Below are 12,410 nucleotides of genomic sequence, written 5' to 3' on the forward strand. Positions count from 1 at the left end.
CGCACCCATGACCGAGATCACCATCACCATCATGCGCCTGGGCCTCCTCGTGGCCCTCTGGGCGTTCGTCATCGCCGTCGTCGGCGTGCTCCGCGGTGACCTCTACGGCACGCAGGTGACGCCTCGCCGGCCGGCGCCGCCGCGGGCCGCGACCCCGCGCCCTGCCGCGCGTGGCTCCAACCCGGCCGCGGTCCCCGCCGAGCAGCGCCCGGTGCCCCGCCCCGCCGCCCGCCGGTTCACGACCCGCTCGCCCGACCGCGACCCCAGCCACCTGCGTGTCACGAGCGGACCACTCGCCGGGACGAGCCTGCCGCTGCGCGAGGCGGGCATCCTCATCGGGCGCAGCCCCGAGTCGGCCCTCGTGCTCGACGACGACTTCGCGTCCGGCCGGCACGCTCGCATCTACAAGGGACCGGAGGGCTGGGTCGTCGAGGACCTCGGCTCCACCAACGGCACCTTCATCGGCCCGATGCGCCTCAGCACCCCCACCCCGGTCACGGCCGGCACCGAGATCCGCTTCGGCACGACCGTCGTCGAGCTGCGGAGGTAGCGGGTGGCGATCGCCTTCCACTTCGCCGCCCGCTCCGACGTCGGGATGGTGCGGACGAACAACGAGGACAGCGGGTATGCCGGCCCGCACCTCCTCGCGATGGCCGACGGCATGGGTGGCCACGCCGGCGGCGACGTCGCGTCGTCGACGATCATGGGCGCGCTCGTCGGCCTCGACGGCGAGTCGTTCTCCGGTGCCGATGCGACCCGGGCCCTGCTCCGGCGGATCGCCGAGGCCAACGCGGAGCTCGGCCGGATGGTGCAGGAGGACCCCGACCTCGAGGGCATGGGCACGACCCTCATCGCCATCCTGCGCGCCCGCGACAAGCTCGTCCTCGCCCACATCGGCGACTCGAGGGCCTTCCTCGTGCGCGACGGGCAGGTCGCCCAGATCACCAAGGACCACAGCTTCGTGCAGTCCCTCGTCGACGAGGGCCGGCTCACCCCCGACGAGGCGAGCACCCACCCGCAGCGCTCGCTCGTCACCCGCGTCCTCACCGGCGCGGAGGACGAGGAGCCGGACGTCGTCGTGCGCAAGGCTGTCGTCGGCGACCGCTACCTCATCTGCTCCGACGGCCTGTCCGACTACGTCGCCCGCGACACCATCGACGAGATCCTCACGACGGAGCGCAAGCCCGACGTCTGCGCCGAGCGGCTCGTCCAGCTCGCCCTGCGGGCGGGCGCCCCCGACAACGTCACCGTCGTCGTCGGCGACGTCGTCGACCTCACCAAGGGCCCGGTTCCCAGCGACTCCCCCCAGGTCGTCGGGGCCGCCGCGGCCAACCGTCCACGGACCCGACCGATCCCCGTGACCCCTGCCGCGAAGGCCGCCGCCCTCTCGCAGGAGGCGACGGGCGCGACCGACCCCGGCGACCTCCAGCTCGCCGAGGAGGGCCCGCGCAGCCGCCGCACGACCGCGCTGCGCGCGCTCGGCGCGTCCCTCCTCGCCGCCGTGGTCCTCGTGGCCGGCGGCTATGCGGCATACGCCTGGACGCAGTCCCAGGTCTACGTCGGCGTCAACGACGGCCGGGTCGCGGTCTTCAAGGGTGTCGACCAGTCCTTCGGGCCGATCGACCTCTCCCGCGCCGAGACCACGAGCGGCATCGACGTCGACGACCTGCCCGACTTCTACCGCGGGCAGCTCGGCCGCGGCATCTCGATGGGCACACGCTCCGATGCGGCCGCTCTCGTGCGCAACCTGGAGGTGCAGGCGCAGGCGTGCCGCTACGCCAAGTCGCAGTCCCGCGACTGCGCGACCGTCCCGACGACCTGGACCACGCCCTCGCCCACCCCGACGCCGACGCCGACGCCGACCACCAGTGTCTCGAGCCCGGCCCCGACCCCGACCGGCACGCTCACGGTCGCGCCGACCCCGAGCGCCACGGCTGCACCATGACCACCGTCTCCGCCATCCCCGCCCGCAAGGGCCGCAACGTCGAGCTCGCGCTCCTCGTCTTCGCGGTCGGCATCGTCGCGCTCGCCTACGCCAACGTGGGCCTGGCGGTCGAGGGGACGATCCCGCCGAGCCTCATCGCCGTGGGCACCGGCTTCCTCGTCATCACGGTGACGTTCCACCTCGTCATGCGCTGGCGGGCGCCGTACGCCGACCCGCTCATCCTCCCGATCGCGACCCTGCTCAACGGGCTCGGGCTCGTCATGATCAACCGGCTCGACCTCGCCAACGGGCGCGACCTCGCCGAGGGGATGGCGCTGCGCCAGCTCATGTGGAGCGCGATCGCGGCCGGGCTCGCCATCGCGGCGCTCATCATCCTGCGCGACCACCGGATCCTGCGCCGCTACACCTACCTCGCCGGGGCCCTGGGCTTCGGGCTGCTGCTGCTGCCCCTCGTGCCCGGCCTCGGCCGGGAGAACTACGGCTCCCGCATCTGGATCGCGATCGGTCCGTTCTCGTTCCAGCCGGGCGAGGTCGCCAAGATCGTCCTCGCGGTGTTCTTCGCCGGCTACCTCGTCCAGACCCGTGACGCGCTCTCCGTCGCCGGCCGCCGCATCCTCGGCTTCACCCTGCCGCGGGCGCGCGATCTCGGCCCGATCCTCGTCGCGTGGATGCTGTCGGTCGGCGTCCTCGTGCTCGAGAAGGACCTCGGCTCGTCGCTGCTCTTCTTCGGCCTGTTCGTCGCGATGCTCTACGTCGCGACCGAGCGGACGTCGTGGGTGGCCATCGGCCTGCTCCTCTTCGGCGTCGGCGCGTGGATCGCCAACATGATCTTCAGCCACGTCCAGAGACGCGTCCTGCTGTGGCTCGACACGTTCAGCCGCGAGGCGCTCGACACCTCCGACCAGCTCGCCCGCGGGCTCATGGGCATGGCGTCCGGGGGCATGTTCGGCACCGGTCTCGGCCGCGGCCGTCCCGAGCTGACCTACTTCGCCGAGAGCGACTTCATCGTGCCGAGCTTCGGCGAGGAGATCGGCCTCGTCGGGCTCTTCGCGCTGCTCCTGCTCTACGTCCTGCTCGTCGAGCGGGGCCTGCGCACGGCGATCGGCGCCCGCGACGGCTTCGGCAAGCTGCTCGCCTCGGGCCTGGCGTTCTCGGTCGCCCTGCAGTGCTTCGTCGTCGTCGGCGGCGTCACCCGGGTCATCCCGCTCACCGGCCTGACGATGCCGTTCCTGTCGCAGGGCGGCTCCTCGCTGCTCGCGAACTGGACGCTCGTCGCGCTCCTGCTGCGGATCAGCGACCACGCCCGCAGACCCGTCCCCGACCCCGAGGTCCCCCACCCCGTGTCCCACGAAAAGACCCAGGTGGTGAAGGTCCGATGAACCGCCCGATCCGCCGTCTCTCCTTCGTCGTCGCCTTCCTCTTCGCCTCGCTCCTCGTGTCCACGACGATGATCCAGTTCGTCTACGCCAAGGACCTCAACGCGCGCCCGGACAACCGGCGCACCCTGCTCAGCAGCTACGCCCGGGAGCGCGGCCAGATCCTCGTCGGCGACACCGCCGTCGCGAAGTCGGTGCCCGTCAGCAACGACTACAAGTGGCTGCGGACCTACCCGCTGGGGGCGGCCTACGCGCACGTCACCGGCTACTACTCCTTCTACGGCGGCGGCGGCGGCCTCGAGCAGGCCGAGAACGGGCTGCTCTCCGGCAGCAGCGACAAGCTCGCGTTCCGCCGCGTCTCCGACTTCTTCACCGGTCGTCGGACGACCGGCGCCAGCCTCGAGCTCACCCTCGACGACCGCGTGCAGCAGGCCGCGATCAAGGCCCTCGACGGGCGCAAGGGCGCCGCCGTCGCGCTCAACCCGTCGACCGGCGAGATCCTCGCGATGGTGAGCAACCCGTCGTACAACCCGGCCACACTGTCGGGCCACGACCTCGGCAAGGTCGACACGGCATACAAGGCCCTCAACGGCGCGGCCGACAAACCCCTCGTCAACCGGGCCATCGGCGGCGACCTCTACCCACCCGGCTCGACCTTCAAGATCGTCACGGCGGCCGCCGCCCTGTCGAGCGGGCGCTTCGCGCCGGACTCGGTGCTGCCCGGGCCGGCCGCGCTCGACCTGCCGCAGACGACGACCGACCTGCCCAACATCGGCAACCGGGCCTGCGGTGACAACGACGAGACGACGTTCCTGCACGCGATGGAGATCTCCTGCAACAGCGCGTTCGGCCATCTCGGTCTCGAGCTCGGCGCCGACGCGCTTCGCGACCAGGCCGCGAAGTTCGGCGTCGGTGACCAGCTGTCGATCCCGATGCGGGTCACGCCGAGCAGCGTGCCGGCCGAGCTCAACGAGCCGCAGCTGGCCCAGTCGGCGGTCGGCCAGTACGACGTGCGCGTCACGCCCCTGCAGGTCGCGATGTTCAGCGCCGCCGTCGCCAACCGCGGGATCGTCATGAGGCCGCACCTCGTGCGCTCGGTCCTCTCCAGCGACCTCAGCGTCATCGAGCGCTCCGAGCCCGAGCAGCTGTCCGAGGCGGTCACGCCCGAGGTCGCTGCCCAGCTCACCGAGATGATGGAGGCCGTCGTCGAGAACGGCAGCGGCAAGCCGGCGCAGGTCGACGGGGTGCGGGTCGCGGGCAAGACCGGCACCGCCGAGCACGACCCGGAGCAGCGGGCGCACGCGTGGTTCACCGGCTTCGCACCGGCGCAGGACCCGCAGATCGCCGTCGCCGTGGTCGTCGAGAGCGGCGGCGACGCCGACAGCGAGGCGCGCGGGGGTGGCGCCGTCGGCGGGCCCATCGCCAAGGCCATGATCGAGGCAGGGCTGAAGAGGTGAGCACGTCATGAGGGGGGAGACGATGCTCCTCGGGGGGCGCTACGAGGTGGCCGAGCTCATCGGCCGCGGCGGGATGGCCGAGGTCCACCTCGGCCACGACACCCGGCTCGGCCGCAAGGTCGCGATCAAGATGCTCCGCAGCGACCTCGCCCGCGACCCCTCCTTCATCAAGCGCTTCCGTCGCGAGGCCCAGTCGTCGGCGGGCCTCAACCACGCCTCCATCGTCGCGGTCTACGACTCCGGCGAGGACCACGTCGTCCAGTCCGGCGGCGCCAGCGTCGCGGTGCCCTACATGGTCATGGAGCACGTCGAGGGGCGCACCCTGCGCGAGGTCCTCACCGAGCAGGGCCGGATGTCCATCGACCAGGCCTGCCGGGTGACCGAGGGGGTGCTCGACGCGCTCGCCTACAGCCACCGCATGGGGATCGTCCACCGCGACATCAAGCCGGCCAACGTCATGATCGCCGCCGACGGGTCCATCAAGGTCATGGACTTCGGTATCGCCCGCGCCATCGCCGACGCGGCCGCGACGATGACCCAGACCCAGGCGGTCATCGGCACCGCCCAGTACCTCTCGCCCGAGCAGGCGCAGGGCCAGCCGGTCGACGCCCGCTCCGACCTCTACTCCGCCGGCTGCATGCTCTACGAGCTGCTCACCGGTCGGCCGCCGTTCGTCGGCGACAGCCCGGTGTCGATCGCCTACCAGCACGTCGGCGAGCAGCCGACCCCGCCGTCGATCCTCGAGGACTCGCTCAGCGAGGGACTCGACGCGGTCGTCCTCCACGCACTGACCAAGGACCGCGAGAAGCGCTACCAGGACGCCGGGGCGTTCCGCGCCGACCTCCAGTCGGCGCGCCTCGGCCGCCCGGTCAGCGACGCGGCGATGGCCTCGCTCGCGCTGCTCACGGCGGGGCACCCCGCGATCAGCACCGCCGAACCCACCGAGGTGTATGCCGCCCAGACCAGTCCCCGGGACGGTTCGCCTCCCGTGGCCGCGGCGGGTTCGACGACGTCGACCTTCCCCGCCGTTCGGGACGCGCCGCCGCGTCGCCGCCGCAGCGGCGCCTTCCGGGCCGTGATGGTACTGCTCGCCCTCGCGGCTCTCGCGCTGCTCGGTCTCGGGGTGCAGCAGTACCTCGAGGTGCAGGCGGAGGCCAACAAGGTCTCGGTGCCCGTGCTCGAGGGCAAGCCCCGCGCCACCGCGGTGGCCGAGCTCCGGCGGGCCGGCCTGAAGTTCGTCGAGACGGCCGCCGCGAGCGCCACGGTTCTCGAAGGGTCGGTGATCTCCCAGGACCCCGACCCCGGGGCCCGGGTCGTCGCCTCGGAGACCACCGTGCGGATCGCCATCTCGACCGGCCCGGCCGCCGTCGTCGTGCCCAACCTGGCCGGCCGGACCGTGGAGGAGGCGACGGATCTGCTCAGCGAGGCCAAGCTCGCCATCGGCCGGACGGTCAAGGTCAACACCAACAAGCAGCCCAAGGACCGCATCGTCGAGAGCACCCCCGCCGCCGGGCAGTCCCTCACCCCCGGGTCGGTCGTCAACGTGTCGGTTGCCTCCGGCCAGGTCGAGGTCCCCCTCCTCACGGGGAAGACCCAGGACGAGGCGTCGGCGGCACTGCTCGCGGTCGGGCTCAAGCCCAAAACGGAGTACCGCCAGACCTCACGGGCCGCCGAGGGCACGGTCGTCGCGCAGGACCCGGACGCGAAGGAGGTCGTCGCCCTCCTCTCCGAGGTGACGATCACCGTCGCCCAGAAGGCTCCACCGCCACCTCCGCCAGCGCCGACACGCACGCCGAGCGCCACCCCGTCGCCGACCCCCACGCCGACTCCCAGCCCGACTCCCACCGAGCCCAGCCCCAGCCCGAGCCCCAGTCCCAGCCAGCCCTGAGCCGGGCGGCCCGCGACCGGGTGCTTCGCCGCGCCCTCAGTCGGTGACGTGCGCCGCGACGTGCGCGGCGTCGTGGACGAGCGGGCTGAGCCCGACCGACCGTTCGACGGCGTCGGCGTCGCCGCAGACCTCGAGCCAGGTGGCGAGGAGGCGGTGACCGCCCTGGGTCAGCACCGACTCGGGGTGGAACTGCACGCCGTGCAGTGGCAGCTCGCGGTGCTGGACCGCCATGATGATGCCGCTCTCGGTGTGGCCGGTGGCGACGAGCGAGTCGGGCAGGGTCGGGGGGTCGATCGTCAGCGAGTGGTAGCGCGTCGCCGTGAACGGCGTGGGCAGCCCGGCGAGCACCCCGGCGCCCTCGTGGTGCACGAGCGAGGTCTTCCCGTGGAGCAGCTCGGGCGCGCGGCCGACGACCCCGCCCGCGACGACCCCAAGGGCCTGGTGGCCGAGGCAGACGCCGAGCATCGGCTGCGAGCGCTCACCGCAGGCCTCAATCATCGCCATCGAGACACCGGCCTCCTCGGGCGTGCCGGGCCCCGGCGAGACGAGGACGCCGTCGAAGTCGGCGCCGTCGGCCGGGGCGATCGCGTCGTTGCGCACGACGGTGCACTCGGCGCCGAGCTGCTCGAGGTAGCCGACGATCGTGAAGACGAACGAGTCGTAGTTGTCGATCACCAGGATGCGGGTGGGGTCGCTCATGCGAGGTCCTCGAGGGGGCGGAGGGAGGGAAGGGCGGAAGGGCCCGGCAGGACTACGGGACCCGGAAGGGCTGAAGGGCCCGGAAGGGCGGCGCCGGTGTCGGAGCCGACGGTGGTCTCGTCGTAGGGCAGCCACGAGGCGACGAGCGGGAAGAGCCATTCGAAGCAGGCCACGACGACGGCACCGAGCAGGACCACGAGCAGCGCCGCACGGAGCAGGGCGGGACCGGGCAGCGCGCGCCACAGGGCGGCATACATCAGGACGCCTCCACCCGCGGCGCGGGGAGGTTGTCGGACAGCGCGATCTGGTCCCTCGTTCGGGTGAGGACGAGCTCGGCGTGGACGATCCAGCGCTGCTTCGCGCTGAACCTGGGGTGGCACGACGTGAGGGTGAGCACCGCCTTCGTCGGCGCGGCAGCGGGGTCACCCGGCACGGGCGCGATGACGTCGGACTCCGAGGGGCGCACGATCTCGTGGCTGGTCACGGCATACACGCTCTCGCCCCCGGCGGTCGCGACGATGACCTCGTCCCCCTGTCGAAGCTGGTCGATGTCGGCGAGCGGCTTGCCGTAGGTCGTGCGGTGCCCCGCGATCGCGAGGTTGCCGACCTCCCCCGGGCCGGCCGTCCCGACGTAGTGGCCGAGGCCCCGCGCGAGCTCCTTGGCCGACGTGCCCTCGACGAGCGGGCGGGCGTAGTCGGAGCCGAAACGGGGGATCCGCACGACGGCGAAGGCATCACCGCCGACCTTGACCTCTGCGTCGGCCGCCGCCGCGTCGCCGACGTCGCCGGACGCCTCTCTGAACTCGCGCTCGAGGGTCGACACCGTCTGGGCGTGGGCCCGGTCGGACTCGACGTCGGTCCACCAGACCTGCCAGACGACGAACAGCAGGACGAGCCCGCCGAGGGTCACGAGGACCTCGCCGAGCACCCCCACGACCCCCGCACCCGTCAACCTGCCGCCGCGGCTCCGGCTCACTGCTCCACCGAGGCGTAGTCGGGGGTGATCGAGCCGGCGTAGGCCGGGAAGGAGTAGGCGTCGGACGAGGTCACGTCGTAGCCGAGGCCGACGGCGTTGACGTACTCGCGGTAGATCGAGACCTCGGGCGACTGGTCGAGGATGTCGCGCAGGCGCTTGGGGTCACCGATGGCGCGGATGCGGTAGGGCGGGGAGTAGACGCGGCCCTGGAGGATGAGGGTGTTGCCGACGCAGCGGACGGCACTCGTCGAGATGATCCGCTGGTCCTGGATCATCATCGCCTCGGCGCCCCCGGCCCAGAACGCGTTGACGACGGCCTGGACGTCCTGCTGGTGCACGACGATGTCGTCGACGGTGAAGCCCGCGGGCAGCGCGTCGACGTCGAGGTCGGAGTCGTTGAGCTGGACCTCGACGCCGGGTCCCTCGACGGCTGCGCGGCCGGCGGCGACGGCGAGCGCGTCGGCCTTGCGCTTGAGCTCGCCGATCGCCGCGTTGCCCGGGGTGCTCGTGCGGGTGAGCTGCTCGACCTCGGCCTCGAGCGTCTGCAGCTCCTCGGTCATCCGGGTGTTGTCCTTGGTCTGCTGCCGGATGATGTCCGGGATGCCGGCCCCGTCCGAACGCAGGCTGCGACCCTGCGCCACCGACCCGCTCGTGGCGAAGAGGATGCCCGCGAAGATCGCCACGACGGGCACGAGGAGCGACCACGCCGTGGGTCGCGTCGTGAGGAAGGTTCTGCGCTCAGCCACCGGGGTCACCACCTCTCTCTGGAACAGGCTCTACGCTAGGCCACGACCCCGAATGCCAAGGAGACAGTCCGTGCCAGAGTCCAAGGGCCGCGCCAAGCCCGCCTACACCCCGCCCCGCACGGCGCAGGCCAACGCCACCAAGCCCAACCCGCGCTGGTTCGTTCCCGTCATGCTCGGGCTGATGCTCATCGGTCTCGTCTGGGTCGTGACCTACTACATCTCCGGAACCAAGGAGTACCCGCTGCCCCAGATCGGGCGCTGGAACCTCGGTGCCGGCTTCGCCTTCATGATGGCCGGCTTCCTCATGACGACGCGCTGGCGCTGACGCCCGCCCGTCCCCGGTTCGCGAGAACGGCCCCTGACCACCCGGTCGGGGGCCGTTCTGCGTGTCCTGTGCACCGTTTCTGGGGACAAGCTGTGGACAACGGGAAGTTATCCACAGGAGTTGTCCCCAGTGTGGATGAATGACAGCGATGTAATCCGGGCCGGTGAACCCCGGTCGGCCGATCGGCGGGCCCGCTCGGTCGTCGGCGCCCCGCACGTCGTCGCGGACGGCCCTGTGCACTGCTGCGCCCCAGCGCAGCACGCGAGCCCCGCCCCACCGCTGTGCACTGCTGCACCCCAGCGCAGCAGGGCACAGTCACGACGCGGTCAGGGTGTGCACTGCTGCGGCGCAGCGCAGCAGTGCACAGTGCCGCGCGAGGAGCGGGCGGGGGGCGGGGGTCAGCCGGCTGCACTGCTGCACCCCAGCGCAGCAGTGCACAGGTCAGATCGGGGACGACGTCAGCGCGTACTTGAGGACGGTGAGCACGACGAGCGCCACCGCGATGGCGCCCAGCCCGACCCAGTGCACGCCGAAGTTCGCGCGCTGCGTCGGCGCCGCACCCTCCGGCCGGCGCCCGGTGTACGCCACGACGGCCGCACACGCCGCCCCGACGAGCAGCCCGCCGAGGTGCGCCTGCCAGGCGATGCCGGGGATGACGAAGCCGAGGACCGCGTTGATCCCGATGGTCGCGTACATCGTCGCGGCCGAGCGTCCCAGCCGGCGCTGCAGCACGAGGAACGCCCCGAACAGCCCGAACACCGCTCCCGACGCCCCCACCGCCGGCGTCTCCCAGGAGCCGAAGTCGCGCAGGTTGAGCTCGTCGACCGACTGCGGGAAGGACAGCAGCAGGTAGACGACGGAGCCGCCGACCGCGCTGATGAGGTAGAGCGCCGCGAACCGGGCGCGCCCGAGCATCGGCTCGAGGTACTGCCCCATGATCCACAGCGCGTACATGTTGAAGCCGATGTGGAGCAGCATCCGCGGGCTGTGCGCGAACGCCGACGTGATGAAGCGCCACGGCTCGGTGTCGCCGAGGAAGGGCACAAACGCCACCTCGTCGGTCACCGGGGGCGAGGCGAGCTGGGCGAGGAAGACGGCGATGCAGATGCCGATGATCGTCGTCGTGACGAACGGCCGACCGCTCACCGCGCTGACGTCGCCGCCGAACACCGTCCGGCCCTGGCGGATCGACTTCTGGCCCTCGCGCACACAGTCGACGCACTGCACGCCGACGGCGGCCGGGCGCTGGCACTCGGGGCACACCGGGCGCCCGCAGCGCTGGCAGCGGACGTACGAGACGCGGTCGGTGTGACGCGGGCAGACCGGCACCTCTTCGGGGGTGCCGGTCTGTCCGTATGCCGTGGGCTCGCTCACGCGCTCACGCTCGCCTTCGCTGCGGTGGTCGTCAGGCCTCGATGTCGAAGCTCTCGATGACAACGTCCTGCGCGGGCTTATCGTTCGCACCGGTCTTGACGGCGGCGATCTTGTCGACGACGTCGCGGCTCTCCTGGTCGGCGACCTCGCCGAAGATGGTGTGCTTGCCGTTGAGCCACGGGGTGGCGCCGACGGTGATGAAGAACTGGCTGCCGTTGGTGCCCTTGCCCATCCGCTTGCCGGCGTTGGCCATGGCGAAGAGGTAGGGACGGTCGAAGGTCAGCTCGGGGTGGATCTCGTCGTCGAAGGTGAAGCCGGGGCCACCGAAGCCCTGACCCATCGGGTCGCCGCCCTGGATCATGAAGCCGGGGATGATGCGGTGGAAGATCAGGCCGTCGTAGTACTTGTCCGGGTTGGTGCGACCGGCGTCGTCCTTGTACTCGAGCTCACCCGTGGCCAGGCCGGTGATGGTCTTCACCGTCTTGGGCGCGTGGTCGGGGAACAGGGTGACGTTGATCGTGCCGTGATTGGTCTTCAGGGTTGCCTTCATGCGTCCCATCGTATGGGTTGCCCCGAGGCCCAACTGTGACAGTGCTGGTCAAACAGTGTTTGATGGGAAGCAGTCGTTGAACGGCGACACCGTTCACTCGTCCATCGATAGGAGATCGTCGTGTTCCGCACGAAGAGCAAGACCGAACAGGCCCGTGAGGCCGTCGCGGCTCGGGTCGAGACCGCCGCCTCCACCGCGTCGGACGCCTCGTCCAGCGCCCACTCCACGGCTGCCGACCTCCGGGCCCGCGCCGCCGAGCTCAAGGACAAGGCCGCCCCCAAGGTCGAGAGCGCGCGCGAGACCGCCCGCGACTACGCCGCCGAGGCCGGGCCCAAGGTCCACGACGCCAAGGACACCTTCGTCGAGGAGGTCGTGCCCAAGCTCGCGACCGCCCTCGCGACCGTCCTCGCCGGCGCCGCGGCCACCAAGGCCGCCGCGGCCGAGGCCGCCGAGCGCGCCCCCGACGCCTACCACGTGCTCAAGGGCGACGCCGTCGTCAAGCAGAAGAAGGGCGGCAAGGGCCTCCTGCTCCTCGGCCTCCTCGCTGCCGGCGCTGCCGCGCTCGCGTGGAAGAAGTCGACCGAGAAGAAGGACCCGTGGGCGACCGCGGGCGCCTACACCGCTCCCGGCTCCGGGCGTGACTCGTCCGTGGGTGGCGCGCACAGCGGGACCAACGGCGCCACGGTCGGCGAGAAGGTCACCGACCTCGCCACCGCCGCCAAGGAGAAGGCTGCTGCCGCGGGCTCGGCTGTCAAGGACAAGGCCACCGAGGTCAAGGACAAGGCGACCGACAAGGCCTCCGAGGCCAAGGACGCCGCAGCCGACAAGGCCGCCGACGTCAAGGACAAGGCCGGCGACAAGACCGACGAGTTCACCGCGGACGACGCAGCCGAGTACTCCGGCGAGCCGACCACCGAGACCGTCACCGAGGGCGACGCCTGGACCGACGCCGGCGAGTGGGCCGACGGCTCCGCGCCGTCGACCTCCGGCACGTCCGAGGGGTCGGACCTGTCGACGCCGCATCTCGACGAGGGCCGCGGCAACAACAGCTGACCCTCCGGGGCGCAGGACGAG

At 71.8% G+C, this 12,410-nt stretch carries 13 protein-coding genes; 7 read left to right on the forward strand and 6 right to left on the reverse strand.

What is annotated here, in order from left to right:
* Window positions 1–7: 7 nt before the first annotated feature.
* Genes N801_RS07460 through pknB form a run of 5 tightly spaced genes read left to right on the forward strand, consistent with a single transcriptional unit; the run spans window position 8 to window position 6,666 of the window.
* Window positions 8–550 carry an FHA domain-containing protein FhaB/FipA gene (locus N801_RS07460; RefSeq protein ID WP_035935673.1) on the forward strand — a complete coding sequence of 181 codons (543 nt, stop codon included), beginning with the start codon at window positions 8–10 and terminating at the stop codon, window positions 548–550.
* 3 nt (window positions 551–553) lie between these two features.
* Window positions 554–1,945, forward strand: a complete 1,392-nt coding sequence (locus N801_RS07465; RefSeq protein ID WP_035935675.1) for a PP2C family protein-serine/threonine phosphatase — start codon at window positions 554–556, stop codon at window positions 1,943–1,945.
* Window positions 1,942–3,324, forward strand: a complete 1,383-nt coding sequence (locus N801_RS07470; protein WP_035935781.1) for an FtsW/RodA/SpoVE family cell cycle protein — start codon at window positions 1,942–1,944, stop codon at window positions 3,322–3,324. Before N801_RS07465 ends, N801_RS07470 begins: the two co-directional genes overlap by 4 nt.
* Entirely contained in the window at window positions 3,321–4,778 is a 1,458-nt protein-coding gene (locus N801_RS07475) for a peptidoglycan D,D-transpeptidase FtsI family protein (RefSeq protein WP_035935678.1), read from the forward strand. Before N801_RS07470 ends, N801_RS07475 begins: the two co-directional genes overlap by 4 nt.
* A gap of 7 nt (window positions 4,779–4,785) precedes the next feature.
* The gene (pknB, locus tag N801_RS07480) at window positions 4,786–6,666 is read left to right on the forward strand and encodes a Stk1 family PASTA domain-containing Ser/Thr kinase (protein WP_035935681.1); all 1,881 of its coding nucleotides are present in this window, start codon (window positions 4,786–4,788) and stop codon (window positions 6,664–6,666) included.
* A 36-nt stretch (window positions 6,667–6,702) separates the two neighbouring features.
* Here pknB and N801_RS07485 read toward each other — a convergent pair whose 3' ends face one another.
* The 4 genes from N801_RS07485 to N801_RS07500 are packed head-to-tail and all read right to left on the reverse strand — an operon-like array spanning window position 6,703 to window position 9,087.
* Entirely contained in the window at window positions 6,703–7,365 is a 663-nt protein-coding gene (locus N801_RS07485; protein WP_035935684.1) for an aminodeoxychorismate/anthranilate synthase component II, read from the reverse strand.
* On the reverse strand, window positions 7,362–7,622 hold the full coding sequence (locus N801_RS19660) for a hypothetical protein (protein ID WP_052112730.1): 261 nt from the start codon (window positions 7,620–7,622) through the stop codon (window positions 7,362–7,364). Before N801_RS19660 ends, N801_RS07485 begins: the two co-directional genes overlap by 4 nt.
* Window positions 7,622–8,341: a class E sortase gene (locus N801_RS07495; protein ID WP_245618285.1), complete on the reverse strand. Its 720-nt coding sequence runs from the start codon at window positions 8,339–8,341 to the stop codon at window positions 7,622–7,624. The genes N801_RS19660 and N801_RS07495 overlap by 1 nt, the downstream gene beginning before the upstream one ends.
* The gene (locus N801_RS07500) at window positions 8,338–9,087 is read right to left on the reverse strand and encodes a DUF881 domain-containing protein (protein WP_052112731.1); all 750 of its coding nucleotides are present in this window, start codon (window positions 9,085–9,087) and stop codon (window positions 8,338–8,340) included. The genes N801_RS07495 and N801_RS07500 overlap by 4 nt, the downstream gene beginning before the upstream one ends.
* A 70-nt stretch (window positions 9,088–9,157) precedes the next feature.
* Between N801_RS07500 and N801_RS07505 the strand changes: the two genes are divergently transcribed.
* Entirely contained in the window at window positions 9,158–9,412 is a 255-nt protein-coding gene (locus N801_RS07505; protein ID WP_035935693.1) for a cell division protein CrgA, read from the forward strand.
* A gap of 441 nt (window positions 9,413–9,853) precedes the next feature.
* Here the strand turns inward: N801_RS07505 and N801_RS07510 are convergent, their stop codons facing one another.
* Entirely contained in the window at window positions 9,854–10,786 is a 933-nt protein-coding gene (locus N801_RS07510; protein ID WP_035935695.1) for a rhomboid family intramembrane serine protease, read from the reverse strand.
* Window positions 10,787–10,817: 31 nt separating this feature from the next.
* Window positions 10,818–11,336 (reverse strand): peptidylprolyl isomerase, encoded by a 519-nt coding sequence (locus N801_RS07515; protein WP_035935698.1) that lies wholly within the window; start codon window positions 11,334–11,336, stop codon window positions 10,818–10,820.
* Window positions 11,337–11,456: 120 nt separating this feature from the next.
* Here N801_RS07515 and N801_RS07520 point away from each other — a divergent pair, with 120 nt between their 5' ends.
* Entirely contained in the window at window positions 11,457–12,389 is a 933-nt protein-coding gene (locus N801_RS07520; protein ID WP_035935700.1) for a hypothetical protein, read from the forward strand.
* The last annotated feature ends 21 nt before the right edge of the window (window positions 12,390–12,410 follow it).

Origin of the sequence: Knoellia aerolata DSM 18566 (genome assembly GCF_000768695.1) — a bacterium.
Lineage (GTDB): Bacteria > Actinomycetota > Actinomycetes > Actinomycetales > Dermatophilaceae > Knoellia > Knoellia aerolata.